Origin of the sequence: Streptosporangium sp. G11 (assembly GCF_051192615.1) — a bacterium.
GTDB lineage: Bacteria > Actinomycetota > Actinomycetes > Streptosporangiales > Streptosporangiaceae > Streptosporangium.
Genome location: NZ_JBPJUQ010000001.1, coordinates 60,552 through 80,072, shown reverse-complemented (window position 1 = coordinate 80,072; position 19,521 = coordinate 60,552). Strand labels below are relative to the sequence as shown.

The window sequence follows — 19,521 nt, the reverse complement described above, 5'->3', positions numbered from 1 at the left end:
CTTTTTCTATCCCGTCCGCTCTCTCGCTAATCAGCCCAAACGACCCGCTCAGCCGACGGTGCCGGACTCCCAGGCCCACGCGGCGGTCTCCACCCGGTTCCTGGCGCCAAGCTTCGTCTGGATGCTTCCCAGGTGCGTCTTCACGGTCGACAGCGAGACGAACAGCTCGGCGGCGATCTCCTGGTTGGTGCGTCCCCTGGCCACCAGGCGCACGACGTCCAGCTCGCGCTCCGTGAGCGGCTCGCTGGGCGGCCGGACGGCACCCGTCCGGGGGTGGGACAGGTGTTCGAGCAGGCGCACGGTCACCGACGGCGACACCAGCGCGTCCCCGACCGCCGCGGCCCGGATCGCCTCGATGAGCAGCGTCGGCCCGCTGTCCTTGAGCAGGAAACCGGTAGCCCCGGCGCGCAGCGCCCCGTAGACGTACTCGTCGAGGTCGAAGGTGGTGACGATGACCACCTTCATCGGGTCCTGCACCCCGGGCCCCGCGAGGATGCGGGTGGCCTCCAGGCCGTCCAGCTTGGGCATCCGGATGTCGAGCAGGCACACGTCCGGCCGCAGCCTCCGCGCCAGCTCCACCGCCTCGGCCCCGTTGGCGGCCGTCGCCAGGACCTCCATGTCCTCCTGGGCGTCCAGAATCATCTGGAACCCGGTCCGTACCAGTTCCTGGTCGTCGGCGATGAGCACCCGAATCGTCACCTGATGGATTGTGCCAGCCCGCGGGCGGGCCCGGATCGGGCATCCGGCCGATGTGCCGGCGAACTGCGGACGGCGGCGGACGACGGCGAGGCGTTCTTTCGGCCGGTTCCGCGGGATCGGGGCGGTGGGGTGAGAAAGCGGGACATACAGATAAATTTCTTCCTCCCTGCCGGTGATCGGGGGGCCGGGAAAGGCACTACTCGGTGTGGATGATCCAGAAGCGCGATTCACCGCGCTGTACGACCGGCACTATCGCGGCGTGCTCGGCTACACGCTGCTGCGCGCCGAGCGGCAGGCGGCCGAGGACATCGCGAGCGAGACGTTCCTGATCGCCTGGCGGCAGCTGGAGCGGCTGCCGGAGGCGCCGCTGCCCTGGCTGCTCGGCATCGCCCGCAACCTGCTGCGCGAGCAGCGGCGGTCCGGGCTGCGGCGGCAGGCGCTGGTGGAACGGCTGGCGGAGCTGTCCTCGGCGGGCGACGTGACCGAACAGGTCGCCGAGCAGGTCGCCGAGCGCGAGGCGGCTCTCGCGGCGCTCGCCGGGCTGTCCGAGCTGGACGCCGAGGCGGTGATCCTGGCCAGCTGGTACGGCCTGGCTCCGGCCGACGCCGCCAGGCTCGCCGGCTGCTCGGCCCGGGCCTTCACCGTCCGCCTGCATCGCGCCCGCCGCCGCCTGTCCCAGGCACTCGACCTCACCCCGGCCACTACCTTGCAGGAGCAATCTTGAACGACGTCGACGAGCGCGTCCGCGCGCTGCGCCCGGACGCGCTGACCGAGGACGCCTACCGGCGCCGCCGCGACGCCGACCTCGCCCGAGCCTTCGCGACGGACGTGTCCCGGTCCTCCCGGTCCGGCCGCACGTCCGATCCCGTGTCCCTCGACGCGTCCCGCCGCACGTTCCGTCTCCCCCCCAGGCTCGCGCTGACCGGTGCCCTGATCGGGCTGGCCGCCGCCGTGACGGTGCCCGCCGTCATGACGGGGACGATCGGGCTACGGGGGCCGGGCGGCGGCCGGACCGCGGCGATCACCTCCTCCGGCCCGATCTCCGGCCCGATCTCCGGCACCTCCCCGGCGCGGCCCTCCGCGACCTCCGGCTCCCTCCCGGACGTCACCCCCGGCACGCCGGTGGTCACGCTCGACGCCCGGTCGTTCCTGCTGGCGGGCGCGGAGACGGCGGCGCGCGAGACCGCTCCCGAAGGCCGGTACTGGTTCGAGCGCACCAGGACCTTCGAACCCGTCGGATCCGGGGCGACCGTCGCCCACACCGACGAGTCCTGGTACGACGGCTGGGCCGGGCGGATCGCGGCCAACCAGGACGTCCGGATCACCTTCGCCACCGAGGCCGCGGAGGCGGCGTGGAAGGCGAAGGGGTCCCCGTCCCTATGGCCGGGACCGCGAACCAGGAACTTCTCCCGGCTCTCCCTGAAATGGCGGGTCGGTACCGAAACGTTGACCATGGACGAGGTGCGGAAGCTGCCCGGCGACGCCGGGAGGTTGGAGCGGTGGCTCCGCTCGGTGCACCGGGACGGGCCGTTCCCGGCCTTCGTCTTCGACACCGCCCGCTACCTGCTCGCCTCACCCGCGAGCCCGGCCACGCGCGCCGCGACGCTGCGCCTCCTCGCCGCCCAGCCCGGGCTCGTCCTGGAGAAGGGCGTCCTCGACCCGCTTGGCCGCACCGGCTCCGCCGTCACCACGGCCGACGGCCACCGCACCCTGATCGTCGACGAGTCGGGGTCACGCCTGCTGTCCTTCGCCTACCGGGGGCCGCACGAGAGGCCCCGCACCGGCGACCGCTCCGTGTACGTCCCCTTCCGCAAGGGCCTCAGGATCGCGTACGAGGACTCCGGCTGGGTCGGCGAACCCGGCGCCAGGAAGTGATCCCCGCCCCGCCGTCTCACCGGGGGCGGCGGGTCAGCCCAGGACCAGGTCCCTGATGGTCTTCAAGGAGGCCTCGTCGCGGGGGCCCATGACCAGGAGGTTGCTCACCGGGCTCGCGCGCCACAGCTCCAGCCGCTCGCGGATGCGGCCCACCGGGCCGACCAGGGAGATGCCGTCGGCCAGCTCGTCGGGGATCGCGCTGAACGCCTCGTCCCTGCGCCCGGCCAGGTAGAGGGCCTGGATCTCCTCGGCGGCCTCGGCGTAGCCCATCCTGCCGATGATGTCGGCGTGGAAGTTGCGGCTCTTGGCCCCCATGCCGCCGATGTAGAGGGTCAGCATCATCTTCACCCCGTCCAGCGCCGCCCTGACGTCGTCGGTGATCACGGTCATGACCATGGCGGCGATGTCGAAGCCGGGACCGGCTCCGGCGAGCGAGGGGCCGTACATCCGCTCGACCTTCTCGGGGAACACGAACAGCGGCAGCCAGCCATCGGCGATCTCGGCGGCGAGCGCCACGTTCTTCGGGCCCTCCGCGCCCAGGTAGAGGGGGATCTCGGCGCGCAGCGGGTGGGTGATCAGCTTCAGTGGCTTGCCGAGGTTCGCGCCCCCCGGGTAGGGGAGGGGGTAGTGCTCGCCGTCACTCGTCACCGGCTCCTCGCGGCGCCACACCTTACGCATGATCTCGACGTACTCGCGGGTGCGGGCGAGCGGCTTGGGGAACGGCCTTCCGTACCAGCCCTCGACGACCTGGGGCCCCGACGCGCCGATGCCGAGCAGCAGCCGCCCGCCGGTGAGATGATCCAGGGTCATCGCGGTCATCGCGGTCGCCGCCGGGGTCCTGGCGGAGATCTGCACCACGGACGTGCCCAGTTTGATGCGGGATGTCCGCGCGCCGTACCAGGCCAGGGGGGTGAAGGCGTCGCTACCGTAGGCTTCCGCGGTCCAGACGGACTCGTATCCCAGCCGCTCCGCGGTCTGGACGAGTTCGGTGGCGTCGTCGGCGTTCCGTTGCCAGTAGCCGAGGTTCAGGCCGAGCTTCAGGTCGTTGCTCACGGGGTTCTCCTCGCGACGTGACGCCGGACAGGCCCCGCAATTAGAACACGTTCTATATTGGTCGGTCGAGTGTGAGGTGTCGAAATTCGGTCTTTCGGGAAGCGTGAATTTGTGCTCAACGCCGCTCGCAAACTCCTCTCCCTGATGTCGCTCCTCGCCCTCGCCGCCATGGGAACGATCCCGGCCGTGGCGCACGCGGAGGGGCGGCCCAACATCGTGCTGGTCCTCGTCGACGACCTGGATGCGGGTGATCTACGGAAATTTCCCAACATCTGGAGTCTCCTCGGCCAGGGCGGCACCAGCTTCGACAGGTTCTTCGTGTCCAACTCCTGGTGCTGCCCCTCGCGCGCGTCGATCATGCGGTGCCAGTACGTGCACAGCCACGGCGTGCTGACCAACACGGCCCCCGAGGGGGGGTTCACCAAGTACTACATGTCCGGTCTGGAACGTTCCACGATCGCCACGTGGATGAAGTCCGCCGGATACCGCACCGGCCTGATGGGCAAATACCTCAACCACTATCCCGGCGGCACGACCTCCGCCACCCACGTGCCTCCGGGCTGGGACGAGTGGGACGTGCCGGTGCGCAGGCTGTACGACGAGTACGGCTACACGCTCAACGAGAACGGCACGCTGCGGACCTACGGCTTCGCGCCGCACGACTATCTGACCGACGTGCTCAGCGCGAAGGCCAGGGCGTTCGTCACCCAGCCCAGCCAGGATCCGTTCTTCCTCTACCTCGCCCCGGTCGCCCCGCACAACCCGGCCAACTACGCCCTCCGGCACGCGGGCGCCTTCGCCGGGGCGGTGGCCCCGCGCACCCCGTCCTTCAACCAGCAGGACGTCAGCGCCGAGCCCCTCTGGCTCAGGTCGCTCCCGCCGCTCGACGCCGCGAAGACCCGCAGAATCGACCGGCACTACCGCGACCGGCTCCGGGCGATGCTCGGCGTGGACGACATGGTGGGTGCCCTCGTCGAATCCCTCAGGGCCTCCGGCAAGCTGGACGAAACGTATATCTTTTTCGCTTCCGATAACGGGTTCCACCTGGGCCAGCACCGGCTCCCCCAGGGCAAGACCACGCCCTTCGACGAGTCGATAAAGGTGCCGCTGCTGGTCAGGGGGCCCGGCGTGCAGGCGGGCCGCGTCATCGGCGACGTGGCCGCGAACGTGGACCTGGCCCCGACGTTCGCCCAGCTCGCCGGGGCTGCGCTCCCCGACTTCGCCGAGGGCCGCTCCCTGCTGCCGCTCCTGCGGGGTGAGAGGCCGCCCTCGTGGCGCCAGAACGTGCTGCTGGAGTTCTATCGCCCGACCAGTCCCGGCTCGGCCCGCCAGACCCCGGTCCCGGCGTACCAGGGGATGCGGACCGCCCAGAGCACCTTCGTCCGCTACTCCACCGGCGAGTACCAGCTCTACGACCTCGTCAGGGACCCGTACCAGCTCCGCAACCTCGCCGCCGAGACACCGCTCCCCGTGATCGCCGAGTTCAACCGGCAGCTCGACGCCCTGGTCTCCTGCTCGGGCGCCACCTGCCGCTCAGCCGACTCGGTCAGACCGCCCACGCTGCCTTTCAAGCCCCTCGTCATCCTCAGCCCGTGGGGGACGTGAGATGCCGGGGTAGGCCCGCCGCAGGTGGTCCTCGACGGCGGCCGAGGCCTCCGCCGCGTCCCCGGTGGCGATGGCCCGGTGGATCCGGCGGTGGTCGGCCATGAGCCCGGCCGTGTCGCCGAGGCGCTCGACCGCCTCGACCGCGTAGCGGCGGAGCGAGTCGCGCAGGGAGAGCATCATGGCGGTGGTCAGCCTGTTGCCCGAGGCCTCGGCGATGGCCACGTGGAAGGCCGTGTCGTGCTCGACGAACTCCTCGGCCGTCGTCGTGGCGTCCATGCGCTCCAGCGCGGCGGTCAGGGCCGAGAGGTCGGCCCCGTGGACGGCGGCGTGCGAGGCCGACCACTTCTCGATCATCAGCCGGGCGTCGACGACCTCCTCCAGCGACAGGTTCGACAGTCCGAGGTGCAGCCTGAGCAGGTCGCTCAGGGCCTCGGCGGGCCTGGAGATGAGGAAGGCGCCCGCGTCCGGGCCCCGTCCGACCTGCGACGACACCACTCCCAGCGTCTCCAGCACTCGCATCGCCTCGCGTACCGACGACCGGCTCACCCGCAGCTGCTCGGCGAGCTGCCGCTCACCGGGCAGGCGGTCCCCGACCCTGAGCCCGTCATCCGCGATGCGCCGCTCGATCTGGGCGATCACGTCCTCGAACGCCCGGGTGCGCCGGACCGGCTGCCAACCGCTCAAGAGGTCCTCCTCTTGTGGGGGAATGTGGTCAGACCATACTGTGGTCGGACCATTGATAGGAAGGAGTGCCGTGCGCGTCGCCCTCTTCATCACCTGCGTGAACGACACACTGTTTCCCGGCACCGGGCGGGCGGTCGTCACGCTGCTGCGCCGCCTCGGATGTGACGTCGACTTCCCCCGGGCGCAGACCTGCTGCGGCCAGATGCACGTCAACACGGGATACCCCGAGGAGGGCAGGCGGCTCGCGAGGCACTTCGTGGACGTCTTCGCAGGGTACGACGCGGTCGTCGCGCCGTCGGGATCGTGCGCCGCGATGGTCCGCGAGCAGTACCCGCGGCTCGCCCGCACCCCCGCCGCCCCCGCCATGGCCGGGCGGGGAACCCCGGCGGGCCTGATCACCGGGACCGTCGAGGCCCCCGCGGCGGGAGACGCGTCCGGTTCCTTCGCCGCCGAGGTGGCCGAGCTGGTGCCCAAGGTCTACGACCTCTCCGAGTTCCTCGTCGACGTCCTCGGCGTCACCGACGTCGGCGCCTACTTCCCGCACCGGGTGACCTACCACCCGACCTGCCACTCGATGCGCATCCTCCGGGTGGGCGACCGGCCCACCCGCCTGCTGGAGCAGGTCAGGGGGCTGGAGCTGGTCCCGCTCCCGGGGGCCGACGAGTGCTGCGGCTTCGGCGGCACCTTCGCGGTGAAGAACCCGGCGATCTCCGCGGCGATGTGCGCCGACAAGGTGCACAACGTGGCGACCACCGGCGCCGAGGTGCTGTGCGCCGCCGACAACTCCTGCCTGATGCACATCGGCGGCACCCTGAAGCGCCAGCGCACCGGCGTGCGGATCATGCACCTCGCCGAGATCCTCGCCGCCACGGAGGCCACCCGATGAGCGTCCCGGCCGTTGAGCAGAGGGTTGACGAGAGGATGGCCCGCCGGTGAGCGGCACGTTCCTGGGCATGCCCGCCTTCCCGGCGAACGCCGCGGTCGCCGTGCAGGACTCACAGCTCAGATACAACCTCCGCAAGGCCACCCACACGATCCGCGGCAAGCGGGCCTCCGTGGTCGGCGAGCTGCCCGACTGGGCCGAGCTCCGCCGGGCGGGCAAGGAGATCAAGGACCACACCCTGCGCAATCTGGAGCGCTACCTCCTCCGGATGGAGGAGGCCGTCACCGCGGCGGGCGGCCACGTCCACTGGGCGGCCGACGCCGAGGAGGCCAACAGGATCGTCGCGGGCCTGGTCAAGGCCACCGGCGAGACCAGCGTGGTCAAGGTCAAGTCGATGGCCACCCAGGAGATCGGCCTCAACGAGGCTCTCCTGGAGGAGGGCATCACCGCGTACGAGACCGACCTGGCCGAGCTGATCGTCCAGCTCGGTGACGACTGGCCGTCGCACATCCTGGTCCCGGCGATCCACCGCAACCGCTCGGAGATCCGCGAGATCTTCCAGGACAAGATGGCCGACTGGGGCCGCGCGGCGCCCGAGGACCTGTCCGACGAGCCCCGCGACCTCGCCGAGGCCGCCAGGCTCCACCTGCGCGAGCGCTTCCTGTCGACCAGGGTCGCGATCTCCGGAGCCAACTTCATGATCGCCGAGACCGGCACGCTGGTGGTGCTGGAATCCGAGGGCAACGGGCGGATGTGTCTCACCCTGCCCGAGACGCTGATCAGCGTGGTCGGCATCGAGAAGCTGCTGCCGAGCTGGCGGGACCTGGAGGTCTTCCTCCAGCTGCTGCCCAGGAGCTCCACCGGCGAGCGGATGAACCCCTACACGTCCACCTGGACGGGTGCGGTCGAGGGCCAGGAGTTCCACCTGGTGCTGCTCGACAACGGCCGCACGAACGTGCTGGCCGACGAGGTCGGCCGCCAGGCGCTGCGCTGCATCCGCTGCTCCGCCTGCCTCAACGTCTGCCCGGTCTACGAGCGCGCCGGAGGCCACGCGTACGGCTCGGTCTATCCGGGGCCGATCGGCGCGATCCTCACCCCGCAGCTGCGCGGGACCGCCTCGGAGCTGGACGCCTCGCTGCCGTACGCCTCCACCCTCTGCGGCGCCTGCTTCGACGCCTGCCCGGTCGCGATCGACATCCCCGAGGTCCTGGTCCACCTGCGCGGCAAGGTCCGCCACGCGCGCGCCGAGCGCGTGGGCATGCGCGCCGCCGGGTGGGTGTTCAACCGTCCCGCGCGGCTGGCACGCGCCCAGCGGCTCGGCGGGCGCCTGCGCAGGTTCGTCCCCGGGCGCCTGCCGGGGCCGCTGTCGGCCTGGACCGACACCCGCGACATTCCCGACATTCCCGCCGAGTCCTTCCGTGACTGGTGGAACCGTACCGACGGAGGCGCCCGATGACCGCCGGAGCAGCCACCCCCGCGCCCGGCGACCCCGGGCGCCTGTCCGATGCGGGCGGCGTCTCCGCCGGTCAGGGTGGTGCCTCCGCCGGTACGAGCGGCACGAGCGGCGTCTCCGGTACGGGCGGTGTCTCCCGTACGGGCAGCAGGGAGCGGATCCTGTCGAAAATTCGCTCCGCCGTCGCCGGAGCCCCCGACGTCGAGATCATCCGCGCCTACCGCACCTCACCGATCCCGGACGCCCCGGAGGACCTGGAAGGCGCGGTGGAGCTGCTCGCCGAGCGGGTGGCCGACTACCGGGCCGTCGTGCACGTGGTGGACGAGGCCGAGGCGGCCACGACGATCGCGGCGGCGCTGGCCCGGCGGGGCGCCGTCCGGCTGGTCGTCCCGGACGGCCTGCCACCGGAGTGGGCCCCGGACGACCCGGTCACCGACGACCCCCCGCTGAGCGCGGTGGAGCTGGACGGGGTGGACGGGGTCGTCACCGGATGCGCGGTCGCGATCGCGGAGACCGGCACCATCGTGCTGGACGCCGGCCCCGGGCAGGGGCGGCGGGCGCTGACCCTGGTCCCGGACTACCACCTGTGCGTGGTGCGGGCCGGGCAGATCGTGGCCGGCGTCCCGGAGGCCGTCGGCCGGCTCGACCCCTCCAGGCCGCTGACCTGGATCAGCGGCCCCTCCGCGACCAGTGACATCGAGCTGAACCGGGTGGAGGGCGTGCACGGCCCGCGCACGCTGGAGGTCGTCATCATCCGCTGAGCCGCGTCCCCAGGATCTTGTGCGCGTCAGCCGGTCCCGAGGTGGTGTTCGCCGGGTCGCGTCCGCCGGCCCGGCGCTCTGCCCTGCCTCTCTGCCCCGCCCCTCTGCGCGGCGATCCCGCCGGGTTCCCCCTAGCCTCTCTGCCCGGTGCCGTACCCGAGAGCCTCCATGACCTCCTCCAGGTTCCCGAAGGTCGCGTCCGGCAGCGACCGCAGGGTGGCGATCACCGAATCGGGCGCGGCCCGCTCCTTGGCGCGGGCCAGCAGGGTGGCGCGTTCGGCGGGGAACGCGTGAACGCCGCTGATCCATATGGCCAGGGTGCTGCGGAGCTCCACCTCCTCCGGGCTCAGGCCCTCCGGGGAGCCCGGCTCGCGGCCGGGCGGGTACGGCGGGGGTGTCAGTCCTTCCTCGCCCGGCACCGGGAGCGGTTCGGTCTCGGTCCACTCCTCGGCGTGGGTGGGGCCCCCTCCCCGGACCATGCCCTCGGTCTCGTGCTTCTCCTCGTCGTCCAGGCGTGGGCCGTGCTTGGCGCTGCCCCGTTCCATGCTTCTCACCCCTTTCAGTCTTGGATCGGGAGCCTTACCCGCCTTGTACTGGGCAAACATCCGGATCGCGTCGGCGGGCCCGGTTGGGATCTTGCGCGGGCGGGCCCCGCTGGGGGAGGTTGGGGCCTCACATCCCCGGCATCCCCGGCATCCCTCGGCAAGGAGGGCGCGTGACCGCCTTCGCCCCCGATCCGCCGATCCTGACCGGCCGGCTCGTGATCCGGCCCTTCCGCCCCGGTGACGCCGCCCGCGTCCACTCGGTGATCAGGGCGCGCGACAGGTTCCTGCCGCCAGGCGCCCCCGGGCATCCGTCGGGCGTCTCCCAGTGGCTTTCCCACGGCGTGCACGAGCTGCACCGCTCCGGCCAGGGCGTGCACCTGGCCATGGAGACCGAAGGGCTGGTCGTGGGCGCGATCAGCCTCTTCAAGACCCTCTGGGGTGCGGGGACCACCGAGGTCGGATACGGGGTCCACCCGCTGCATCGGGACCGGGGGTACGCCACCGAGGCCGTGCGCGGCGTGGCGCGCTGGGTGTTTGAGACCACCGCGATGCGCAGGATCGAGCTCCGCGCCGACCGGGGGAACACCGCCTCCCTCCGGGTCGCGGAGAAGGCCGGCTTCGTCCGGGAGGGTGTGCTGCGCGCCGCCGAGCTGGGGGAGGACGGCCCGCGCGACATCGTGGTGTTCGGGATGCTCCGGAGTGATCTGTCCTGATCCACGCCGGATTCTCGCGTCGCGGGCGACACGATGGAAGACGTTCCTGGTCGGGAGGGGTGAGCGGGCGGGACGGACCGCGTGAGGCGTGCGACACGGGCGTGGCCGTGCTGGACGTCCTCCGCGAGCCCGGCTACCGTGCCATGGCGTGTGATCCAGACGGTACGGCCGGTGAGGAAGCATCAGCCGTCGTTCGATCCGATCCTCGCCACCCGTCACACCCGTGCGAGAAAAGACAGAATTTACCGATCCGTTACCTGTCCATGTAGTGCCGTTATCGGATATTGTCGCGAGTCGCCACTGCGTAACCCCAGGTCAAGGTCATTGGAGTCCTGTTTCCATGAAACCGCCGCTGCTGCTCATCGGGCAGGGCTCGCACGACGACAATGGATCTGCTGAATTCGGTAGGTTCGTCCATCGGCTCCGCTGCCGTCTGGATCAGACGGCCGCGGACGTCTCCGGCGGCTACATCGCCAGGGCCAGGCCGCGCCTCAGCGACTCCGTCGCGTCGCTGGTCGCGCGCGGGCACCACCGGATGGTGGCCCAGCCGATGAGCCTCACCGGCGACGTGTGGCTCGGCGCGGACATCCCCTCCGCGATGGCCAGAGAGCAGGAGAGGCACCCCATGCTGACCTGCGACTACGGCCGCCCCCTGGGCTCCGACCCCCGCATCCTCGCACTGCTCGCCGAGCGCCTGGCCGACGCGGCCGCCGAGGTCGCCAGCCTCCGGCTGGTCCCGGCCGCCGCCGGGGCGTTCGACGACGAGCCCGAGCACATCGAGATCGGCGAGACCGCCGTGGTCCTGGTCGGCGACGGTTCCACCAGTCCCGAGACGAACGCCGACGTGCACCGGGTCTCCCGTCTCTTCTGGGAGACCCACGCCCACGAGTACATGACCGTGGAGACGGCCTTCGTCTCCCTCACCCCGCCCGGCGTCCCCGGCGGCATCGAGCGCTGCCGCCGCCTCGGCGCCAAGCGCGTGATCGTCGTTCCGTACCTGCTGTTCGCCGGTGGCCTGCTCGACCGCGTCTGGGCGCAGGCCATGGCCTACGCCGCGGGCCACTCGAACCTGGACGTCCGCTGCGCCGACGTCATCGGCGACTGCGAGGGCCTGGCCGACGTGGTCATCGAGCGCTACGAGGAGGCGCTCAGCGGCATCGCCTGGTGATCTCCCGCGTCGCCGGTTCAGGACGTCCTCCGGTGGCTCTGTACGGCTTTTCCATGCTTTTCCCGAAAAGCCGTTTCCAAGGGAGACTGATCACATGACCATCCTTGAGGAGACCATCGCGGCGATCCGTCCTGCGGACCCGGCGGCCGTCGCCGAGGCCCGAGCCCACCAGGACCGTCTGACCAAGCCCCGCGGCGCGCTGGGCGCCCTGGAGGACGTGGCGGTACGGCTGGCGGGAGCCGCCGCGGTCAGCCCGCCGCCGCTCCCGGTCCCCGCGGCTCTGGCGATCTTCGCGGCCGACCACGGTGTCCACGCCAGGGGCGTGACCCCGTGGCCGAGGGAGGTCACCCTGCAGATGGTCGGCAACTTCCTCGCGGGCGGTGCCGTGGCCAATGCCTTCGCCGCCCAGGCCGGTGTCTCGGTGACGGTCGTCGACGTCGGCGTGGCCGCCGACCTCGCCCCCGCGCCCGGCCTGACGATCAGCAAGGTCGCGTACGGCACGGCCGACCTGTCCCGCGGGCCGGCGATGACCCCCGAGCAGGCGGTTGCGGCCCTGGAGGCCGGGATGGCCGTGGCCCGCGACCTCGTCGAGGGGGGCGCCCGCTGCCTGATCACCGGGGACATGGGCATCGCCAACACCACCGCCTCCGCCGCGCTGATCTGCGCGTTCACCGGGCACGACGCGGCCGTGGTGACCGGCAGGGGCACCGGTGTCGACGACGAGACCCTGGCGCGCAAGGTCGAGGTGGTCCGCGAGGGCCTCCGGGCGAACGGCCTGGAGCGCGGCGGGCAGGACGGCGCCTCGGGGGTGTCCGCCCTGGAGACGCTGGCCGCGGTCGGCGGCCTGGAGCACGCGGCGATCGCCGGGTTCGTCCTCGCCGGGGCGGCTCTTCGCGTACCGGTCATCCTGGACGGCGTCATCGCCGGGGCGGCGGCTCTGGTGGCGGCGGCGCTGGCCCCGGAGGTCGTCGACCACTGCGTCGCGGGACACCGCTCGGCCGAGCCCGGCCACGCCGTCGCGCTGGACCACCTCGGGCTGCGACCCCTGGTCGAGCTGGAGCTCCGGCTCGGCGAGGGCACGGGCGGGCTGCTCGCCCACCCTCTCGTCTGCGCCGCCGTCAGGGTGATGCATGAGGTCGCGACCTTCGATTCCGCCGGTGTGACGGACAAGGAAGCCTGATCTACGCAAGTCTTAAGCCGGCGGGTTGACAGCGGTCAGCCCTTCCTTGACAGCTGTTAACACGGGAGCAGCGAAGAGAGGGCCGTTAGCCGGTAGGTTTACCTCTTAGCACGCCATGCTTCACAATTCCTCGCGAACGGGAGATCTGTCGCCATGTCGCCCTACCTGCTTGGCTTGCGCCTCTCCGGGCGGCGAGTGCTCGTCGTGGGTGGAGGGCGCGTCGCCCAGCGGCGGGTGCCGGCGCTGCTCGGCGCGGGCGCCCTGGTCACCATCGTCTCGACGAGCGTCACGCACGCTCTCGACGACCTCATCGCCACCGGCCGCGTGACCTGGGAGGCCAGGCGCTACCAGGTCGGCGACGTCGACGGGGCCTGGCTGGTGCAGGCCTGTACGAACGACCGCGCGGTGAACGCCGCGGTGGCCGCGGAGGCCGAGGCCAAGCGGATCTGGTGCGTACGCGCCGACGACAAGGACGCCTCGGCGGCCTGGACCCCGGCCAGCGGCAAGGTGGACGAGATCAGCGTGGCGATCACCGCCGGAGGCGATCCCCGCCGCGCCGCGGGGATCAGGGACGCCGTCGTCGGAGCCCTCAGGGACGGTACGGTCGACGCCAGGCGCAACCGCACCAAGCCGGTGGGCGTCGCCCTGGTCGGCGGCGGGCCCGGTGATCCCGGCCTGATCACGGTCCGCGGGCGGCAGCTGCTGGCCCAGGCCGACGTGGTCGTCGCCGACCGCCTCGCCCCGCAGGCCCTGCTCGACGAGCTTTCCCCGGACGTCGAGCTGATCGACGCCGCGAAGATCCCCTACGGCCGCTACATGGCCCAGGAGAGGATCAACGAGCTGCTGATCGAGCACGCCAAGCAGGGCAAGTTCGTGGTGCGGCTCAAGGGGGGTGACCCGTTCGTCTTCGGCCGGGGCGGCGAGGAGATGCTCGCCTGCGCCCGCGAGGGCATCCCGGTCATCGTGGTTCCCGGCATCACCAGCCCGGTCGCGGTGCCCGCCGCCGCCAACGTGCCGGTGACACATCGTGGCGTGAGCCAGGAATTCCACGTGATCTCCGTACATGTTCCGCCGGGCGACGAGAGATCCACCGTCGACTGGCCCAATTTGGCCAGATCCGGCGGCACGTTGGTGCTTATGATGGCGGTCGAACGGATCGGAGCGATCGCCGAAACGCTGATCCATGACGGACGTTCGCCGGAAACTCCCGTAATGGTGGTACAGGACGGTACTCTTCCCACCCAACGCGCTCTTTACGCCACGCTATCCACTGTGGCGGAGCGCGTGAGCGCGGCTGGGATTCGGCCACCTGCGATCGTGATCGTCGGCGATGTCGTGAAGGTCGGCCAGGAGGTCGAGATGGTTCGAGCGGAGCGAGTACCGTGAAATCGGCTTCCAACAGGCCCCCCCATTCGGGTGGTGGCCGTGACCCTCGCCTTGCCGGCACCCCCCAGGAGCCACCCGACGACACCTCGTCGGATGACAAGGAATCCCCCGGCGAGCAGACGGTGACCTTCGGCGCGATCCGCGCCGACGACGACGCGGCCTCCATCCGCGCCCGCACCCACCCCCCCGGGACGACCGCTCCCGGAGCGGCCGGCGGCCCCGTCGCGCCTCGGGGCCGGGCCGCGAATCCCGCGGCCCCGAGCGGCGGGACCGGTCCAGCCGCGCCCTCGGGCCGGACGGCGGGCCCCGCCAGGCCGGGCCGGGCCGGTGGGCCCGCGACTCCGGCCGGGGCGAGCGACCCCGACGCGCCGCCCGCCTCCGAGGAGGCGATGGCGGCCTTCCGCGCCGCCGCCGCCGCGGCCCAGGCCAAGATCGCCGCCATCACCACCTCCCGGGACGCGGCCTCCAAGCCCGCCGCCCCAGGTGCTCCGGGTGCCCAGGGTGGCCGTCCGGCGGGCCCCTCGCGGGGCGGCCCCGCCGCGGCTCCGCCCGGTGCGGCCCCTGGTCATGCCCCTGGCCAGAGCGCTCCCGCCTCCCCGGGCGCCTCCCGCGGGGGCGCCCCCGCTTCTCCCGGTCCCGGGGCTCCCGCCTCTCGAGGTGCCTCCGCCTCGCCGAGTGCTCCCGCTTACCCGGGCGCCCCCGTTTCTCGTGGCGGCGCCTCCGGACCCGGGGCCCCCGCTCATCCGGGCGCTCCCCGTGGGGGCACCCCCACGGCTCCTCCGGGCGTTCCCCGAGGGCAGGGGGCTCCCGGCGCCCCCGTTCCCCCGAGTGTTCCCCGTACCGGTGGCCCCGCCAGGCCTTCCTCCGGTGCTCCTGGTCCTGTTTCTTCAGCTGGTCCCGGTGCGACTTTTCGGCCGGGTGCTCCTGTTTCTCCGAGTGCTCCTCGTGGCGGCGCCGCCGAGGCTGCTCCCGGTGCGCTGTTCCGCCCGGGTGCCCCCGTTCCCCCAAGTGCTCCTCACGCAGGTGGCCCCGCCAAGCCTTCCTCCGGTGCTCCTGGTGCTCCTGTTTCTCCGAGTGCTCCTCGTGGTGACGCCGCCGAGGCCGCTCCGGGTGCGCTGTTCCGCCCGGGTGCCCCCGTTCCCCCGAGCGCTCCTCACACAGGTGGTCCCACCACGCCCCCGCCCGGCACCGCCGGGAGTGGCGCGCCGGCTCCCGTCCCCCAGGAAGCTCCGGGTCCCGTCCCCCGGGAAGACGCCGGCGCCTCCCGTACGGCCGCCGAAGGCACTCCCCCTCGGCCCGGGAGTCCCGGGAGTGAGGACGAGCGGACTCGCGCCGAAGGCGCTCCGCCCCTTCGCGCGAACGGGACCGGGGAGAGGCGAGAACGGTCCGAGAACGACGCGGAACCGGATGAGGTCGTCGTTTCCGGCACGACCCCTGAGGAGCGCCGCGACGACTTCGCCGACAGCGCGGGGAGTGACGGCGGCACGCCGGGCGCCGGCCACGTCGAGGACGACGGCGAGGCCGCGCGGCGGACCCCGGCCGACGGCGGGCCCCGCGCGGACGGCGAGACCGGTGACACCTCGCGAGCCGATGATGTTCTCCGGGACGGTGCCGGGAGCGACGGCCGTGGCGATCTCGTGTCCCGGGACGAGGACGAGCCCGCCGAGATCGACGACGATGACAGGACCCGTCGCGGCACGGAGACCGATGACGCCGAGACCGGCGACAGGGCACCGCAGGCCGTCGAGACCGGCGAAGAGGCCCGGCGCGACGCCGAACCCACCGGGATCGGCGAGGGCGACGAGAGCGGCGGCGAGGTCCGGCGAGATGCCGGTACCGCTGACATCACCGGCACCGGCGGCGCTGTCGGCACCGAGGGCGGAACCCGGAGCGAGACCGAGTTCTCCAGGACCGCTGACGAGACGCGAGGCGAAGACGAGAACGAGGGCAAGGGCGAGGGCGACGGCGGGGCCGATGACGGAGCCCGGGACGAGACCGGAACCGTCGACGGCGACGCGCAGCCCGCGAGCGAGGAGACCCGGGACGAGAAGGACGCCGGGTCGCCGGGCGGCCGGGTGCGGGAGACCCCGCTTCCCGAGGCCGTCTCCGAGGCCCTGAGCAACGCGCTCACCGCCGTACGCACCGGTGTCACCGACCTCAGCTTCGGCCTGGACCTCCCCGGCGCGGAGGAGGCCAGGCGGGTCCAGAGCGAGATCCTGGCCCAGCTCGACGACTACGTGATCCCTCGCGTCCACACGAGCACCGCGCCCGCGCTCGTCGTGGTCGCGGGCTCCACCGGCGCGGGCAAGTCCACACTCCTCAACACCCTGGCCAACGCGAAGGTCAGCGCGACCGGCGTGCGCCGCCCGACGACCGGCACGCCCGTCCTGGCCTGCCACCCCGACGACCACGAGTGGTTCGCCAAGGGCGACCTGCTCGGCAGCCTCCGGCGGCTCAGCGAGCCCGATCCCGAGCTCGCCTCCGGGGGCCTCGTGCTCGTCTCCACCGAGCGCCTCCCTCCCGGCGTGGCCCTGCTCGACACCCCCGACATCGACTCGGTCGTCGAGGAGCACCACGAGATCGCCCACCGCATGCTCGACGCGGCCGATCTGTGGATCTTCGTCACCACCGCGGCCCGGTACGCCGACGCCCCGGCCTGGCGGTTGCTGCGCCTGGCCAAGGAGCGCGGAGCCCGGCTGGCCATCGTGCTCTCCCGGGTGCCGCCCAGGTCCCGAGAGGTGATCACCAAGCACTTCGTCAGGATGCTCACCGAGTACGGTCTCGGCGAGGTCGACCGGTTCGTCATCAACGAGAGCAGGGTCACCGACGGGATGCTCCCCGATCACGAGGTGAGCGAGCTGCGTCTCTGGCTGACCGAGCTGTCGGTCGACGACCGGCGCCGCGCGCAGGCCGTACGGGCGACCCTGGACGGGGTGCTGAACAGCTTCCGCACCCGTGTCCCCGCCCTGGCCAAGCAACTGGAGGTCCAGGTCGCCTTCCGGAGGGACCTGCGCGGCGACGTGGACGGCGCCTACGCCCGCGCGCTGGCCGATATCGACAAGAGCACCGCCGACGGTTCGCTGCTCCGGGGCGAGGTGCTCGCCCGCTGGCAGGACTTCGCCGGGTCCGGCGACCTCATGCGTACCCTCCACCTGCGCAGGCCCAGCCGCTTCGGCGGCAAGGCGGGCCAGCAGGCGCCCGAGCGGCTCAGCGCCCTGAAGTCCGCGCTGCGGGCGGGGCTGGAGTCGGTGATCGTCTCGGCGGCGCAGCGGGCGTCGGAGGAGGCCGCCTCGCGCTGGCTGAACCGTCCGGGCGCGCAGGAGGCCCTGGCGGCGACACCCGATCTCGGCCGCGCCTCAGACGAGCTTCTGCGCAAGGTCGGCCGGACCATCGCGGCCTGGCAGGAGCACATCATCGAGCTGATACGCACCGAGGGGGTGACCAAGCGGTCGGTGGCCAGGGTGATCTCGTTCGACGTCGAGTCCCTGTCGCTGATCCTGACCATCGGGCTGCTCGGTTACGGCTCCTCGGACGCGCAGAACGGCGCCGGGGCACTACCGCAACGGCTGGTGCACGCGCTGCTCGGCGCGGAGTCGCTGCGCAACATCGGCGTGAAGGCCCGGAGCGATCTCCGAGCCCGGATCGGCATGCTCTTCGACGACGAGATGGCGCGTTACGCCCAGGCTCTCGACGGTGCGGGCATACCTGACGAATCCGCCGCCACCCGCCTTTACCAGGCAACGTACAACCTTGAGGTCGCCCGATGAGTGTTGGCACCACCCAGTCACGCCAGGGTCTCGGCAGCCGGCTCGCCGCGCTGGCTCGGATCGTGGAGCTGGGGCCGGGCAGGGTCGAGCCCAAGCTCCTCACCGAGTCGGGCCAGCTGCTGCTGCGCGCCGGTGACAGGCTCAAGCTCTCCTCCGACCACACCGTGGTCGCGCTCGCGGGGGGTACGGGCAGCGGCAAGTCGACGCTGTTCAACTCGATCTCCGGCCTGGAACTGTCGCCGACGGGGGTACGCCGCCCGACCACGGCCCGTACCCACGCCTGCGTCTGGGGCCTGGACGGCGCGGGCCCGCTGCTCGACTGGCTGCAGATCCAGTGGCGCCACCGCTTCGCGCGGGCCAGCGCCCTGGACCGGGGCGAGAGCCAGCTCCACGGACTGATCCTGCTCGACCTGCCCGACCACGACTCCATCCGGGCGCTGACCGACACCGAGGCCGACCGGCTGATCCAGATCGCCGACCTCGTCGTGTGGGTGCTCGACCCGCAGAAGTACGCCGACGCCTCCACGCACCGGCGCTACGTGACCGATCTGGCCGGGCACGAGGCGGTGACGATCTTCGTGCTCAACCAGGCCGACCGGCTCGACCAGGACGAACTGGCCGAGTGCGTCACGGACCTGGACGGCCTGCTCCGTCGCGAGGGGGTCGAGCACCCCGTGATCGTCACCACCTCGGCGATCACGGGCAGGGGCGTCGACGACCTCAAGGCCGTCCTCGCCGAGACCGTTTCCAAGCGCAGGGCGGCGACCCAGCGGCTGGAGGCCGACCTCGGCCGGCTGACGCTCCGCCTCGCGAAGGTCATGCCCGCCGACAACGCCTCCGCCCCGCCCTCCTCCATCGACGACGCCCGCAGGATCGGTCTCACCGACGCCCTCTGCGACGCGGTCGGCGTCCCCGCGATCGGTGAGGCGATGGAGAACGTGTACGCCGCGCGGTCCGGCGAGTGGGTCGGCTGGCCCTACACCCGCTGGGCCGCCAAGCTCCGCCCCGATCCGCTGAACAGCCTGCGTCTGGGCGACCTGCGAGACGAGATCCACGGCCTGACCGGCGGCTCGGTCAGCGCGCAGCCCGCCGAGGTGGACACCGCCGTCCAGGCACTCGCCGACGGCCTGACCTCGGGCATGCACGAGGCGTGGCAGAACGGGATCAGGGACGCCACGCGTTCCCGCTCGTCGCAGCTGCCCGAGGTGCTCTCCGAGGAGCTGTCGGAGGTCGCACCCCGCCTGGACAGGGTTCCCGGCTGGTGGCGGTTGCTCCTGGTCTGGCAGTACCTTCTGGTCCTGCTCTTCGTCGCGGGCCTGGCCTGGGTCGGTACGGCTCTCACCTATGGCGTGTTCGGCGCCGGGAGCCCGCCGGAGGGGCTGGAGGTGTTCGGCGACGCCGCCTCGCTACCGTGGGTCGGGTTGATGGTCTTCTCCGTCCTGGGGCTCGGGTTGCTCACCGCGATGGCCAGCCGCAACTTCGTCGTGCTCGGCGCGGGCAACGAGCGTGACGCGCTGGAGCGCGAGATGCGCCGCCGGGTCTCCGGGGTCGCCGAGAGCATGGTGATCGAGCCGGTGGAACGGGAGCTGACCCGCTACAACGAGTTTTACTCGGCCATGCGGGGCCTACGGGGCTGACTCCTCCCCCTGCTCATGTGGGGCATCGTCTCCTTGAGCCGTCCGGGAACGCCGGTCCGATCCCGCTTTCCTCGTACGGACGGGCCTTGCCTTTTGGTTCCCGGCCCTCGCT

16 protein-coding genes are annotated in these 19,521 nt (G+C 72.1%); 12 read left to right on the top strand and 4 right to left on the bottom strand.

Translation table 11 applies throughout. The features are described 5' to 3' along the window. Window positions 1-48: 48 nt before the first annotated feature. On the bottom strand, window positions 49-699 hold the full coding sequence (locus ACSDR0_RS00380; RefSeq protein ID WP_435286645.1) for a response regulator: 651 nt from the start codon (window positions 697-699) through the stop codon (window positions 49-51). A gap of 205 nt (window positions 700-904) precedes the next feature. Between ACSDR0_RS00380 and ACSDR0_RS00375 the strand changes: the two genes are divergently transcribed. Further along, complete coding sequence (locus tag ACSDR0_RS00375; protein ID WP_435286644.1) at window positions 905-1,423, top strand: RNA polymerase sigma factor; 519 nt, start codon at window positions 905-907, stop codon at window positions 1,421-1,423. Next, window positions 1,420-2,574 (top strand): hypothetical protein, encoded by a 1,155-nt coding sequence (locus tag ACSDR0_RS00370; protein ID WP_435286643.1) that lies wholly within the window; start codon window positions 1,420-1,422, stop codon window positions 2,572-2,574. The genes ACSDR0_RS00375 and ACSDR0_RS00370 overlap by 4 nt, the downstream gene beginning before the upstream one ends. A 33-nt stretch (window positions 2,575-2,607) precedes the next feature. Here ACSDR0_RS00370 and ACSDR0_RS00365 read toward each other — a convergent pair whose 3' ends face one another. After that, window positions 2,608-3,627: an LLM class F420-dependent oxidoreductase gene (locus ACSDR0_RS00365; RefSeq protein ID WP_435286642.1), complete on the bottom strand. Its 1,020-nt coding sequence runs from the start codon at window positions 3,625-3,627 to the stop codon at window positions 2,608-2,610. Window positions 3,628-3,738: 111 nt separating this feature from the next. Here ACSDR0_RS00365 and ACSDR0_RS00360 point away from each other — a divergent pair, with 111 nt between their 5' ends. After that, a complete protein-coding gene (locus ACSDR0_RS00360; RefSeq protein WP_435286641.1) occupies window positions 3,739-5,232 on the top strand; it encodes a sulfatase family protein in 1,494 nt (497 codons plus the stop codon). Here ACSDR0_RS00360 and ACSDR0_RS00355 read toward each other — a convergent pair. Further along, a complete protein-coding gene (locus ACSDR0_RS00355) occupies window positions 5,161-5,916 on the bottom strand; it encodes a FadR/GntR family transcriptional regulator (RefSeq protein WP_435286640.1) in 756 nt (251 codons plus the stop codon). The two genes, ACSDR0_RS00360 and ACSDR0_RS00355, sit on opposite strands and share 72 nt — an antisense overlap. Window positions 5,917-5,986: 70 nt before the next feature. On the opposite strand from ACSDR0_RS00355, the gene ACSDR0_RS00350 reads away from it, so the two are divergent. The 3 genes from ACSDR0_RS00350 to ACSDR0_RS00340 all read left to right on the top strand — a co-directional run bounded on the left by ACSDR0_RS00350 (window position 5,987) and on the right by ACSDR0_RS00340 (window position 9,013). Then, window positions 5,987-6,802 carry a (Fe-S)-binding protein gene (locus tag ACSDR0_RS00350; RefSeq protein WP_435286639.1) on the top strand — a complete coding sequence of 272 codons (816 nt, stop codon included), beginning with the start codon at window positions 5,987-5,989 and terminating at the stop codon, window positions 6,800-6,802. Window positions 6,803-6,848: 46 nt separating this feature from the next. Continuing rightward, entirely contained in the window at window positions 6,849-8,255 is a 1,407-nt protein-coding gene (locus ACSDR0_RS00345) for a lactate utilization protein B (protein WP_435286638.1), read from the top strand. Window positions 8,256-8,410: 155 nt separating this feature from the next. Continuing rightward, on the top strand, window positions 8,411-9,013 hold the full coding sequence (locus tag ACSDR0_RS00340) for a LutC/YkgG family protein (protein ID WP_435286974.1): 603 nt from the start codon (window positions 8,411-8,413) through the stop codon (window positions 9,011-9,013). A 131-nt stretch (window positions 9,014-9,144) separates the two neighbouring features. Here the strand turns inward: ACSDR0_RS00340 and ACSDR0_RS00335 are convergent, their stop codons facing one another. Beyond that, window positions 9,145-9,558 (bottom strand): DUF2795 domain-containing protein, encoded by a 414-nt coding sequence (locus tag ACSDR0_RS00335; protein ID WP_435286637.1) that lies wholly within the window; start codon window positions 9,556-9,558, stop codon window positions 9,145-9,147. Window positions 9,559-9,728: 170 nt separating this feature from the next. On the opposite strand from ACSDR0_RS00335, the gene ACSDR0_RS00330 reads away from it, so the two are divergent. The 6 genes from ACSDR0_RS00330 (at window position 9,729) to ACSDR0_RS00305 (ending at window position 19,409) form a co-directional block, all read left to right on the top strand. Next, window positions 9,729-10,271 carry a GNAT family N-acetyltransferase gene (locus tag ACSDR0_RS00330; protein ID WP_435286636.1) on the top strand — a complete coding sequence of 181 codons (543 nt, stop codon included), beginning with the start codon at window positions 9,729-9,731 and terminating at the stop codon, window positions 10,269-10,271. Window positions 10,272-10,611: 340 nt separating this feature from the next. After that, window positions 10,612-11,439 (top strand): sirohydrochlorin chelatase, encoded by an 828-nt coding sequence (locus tag ACSDR0_RS00325; RefSeq protein ID WP_435286635.1) that lies wholly within the window; start codon window positions 10,612-10,614, stop codon window positions 11,437-11,439. Between the two features lie 94 nt (window positions 11,440-11,533). Then, window positions 11,534-12,619 carry a nicotinate-nucleotide--dimethylbenzimidazole phosphoribosyltransferase gene (gene cobT / locus ACSDR0_RS00320; protein WP_435286634.1) on the top strand — a complete coding sequence of 362 codons (1,086 nt, stop codon included), beginning with the start codon at window positions 11,534-11,536 and terminating at the stop codon, window positions 12,617-12,619. A 153-nt stretch (window positions 12,620-12,772) separates the two neighbouring features. Continuing rightward, a complete protein-coding gene (gene cobA, locus ACSDR0_RS00315; protein WP_435286633.1) occupies window positions 12,773-14,005 on the top strand; it encodes a uroporphyrinogen-III C-methyltransferase in 1,233 nt (410 codons plus the stop codon). Window positions 14,006-15,642: 1,637 nt separating this feature from the next. Further along, on the top strand, window positions 15,643-17,772 hold the full coding sequence (locus tag ACSDR0_RS00310) for a GTPase (protein WP_435286632.1): 2,130 nt from the start codon (window positions 15,643-15,645) through the stop codon (window positions 17,770-17,772). Further along, window positions 17,769-19,409: a GTP-binding protein gene (locus ACSDR0_RS00305; protein ID WP_435286631.1), complete on the top strand. Its 1,641-nt coding sequence runs from the start codon at window positions 17,769-17,771 to the stop codon at window positions 19,407-19,409. Before ACSDR0_RS00310 ends, ACSDR0_RS00305 begins: the two co-directional genes overlap by 4 nt. Window positions 19,410-19,521 lie beyond the last annotated feature (112 nt).

Excerpts from the sequence above, each read along its gene's own strand:
- ACSDR0_RS00335 (WP_435286637.1), bottom strand. The coding sequence starts at position 9,558 with ATGGAACGGGGCAGCGCCAAGCACGGCCCACGCCTGGACGACGAGGAG.
- ACSDR0_RS00325 (WP_435286635.1), top strand. The coding sequence starts at position 10,612 with ATGAAACCGCCGCTGCTGCTCATCGGGCAGGGCTCGCACGACGACAAT.
- cobT (WP_435286634.1), top strand. The coding sequence starts at position 11,534 with ATGACCATCCTTGAGGAGACCATCGCGGCGATCCGTCCTGCGGACCCG.
- cobA (WP_435286633.1), top strand. The coding sequence starts at position 12,773 with ATGTCGCCCTACCTGCTTGGCTTGCGCCTCTCCGGGCGGCGAGTGCTC.
- ACSDR0_RS00305 (WP_435286631.1), top strand. The coding sequence starts at position 17,769 with ATGAGTGTTGGCACCACCCAGTCACGCCAGGGTCTCGGCAGCCGGCTC.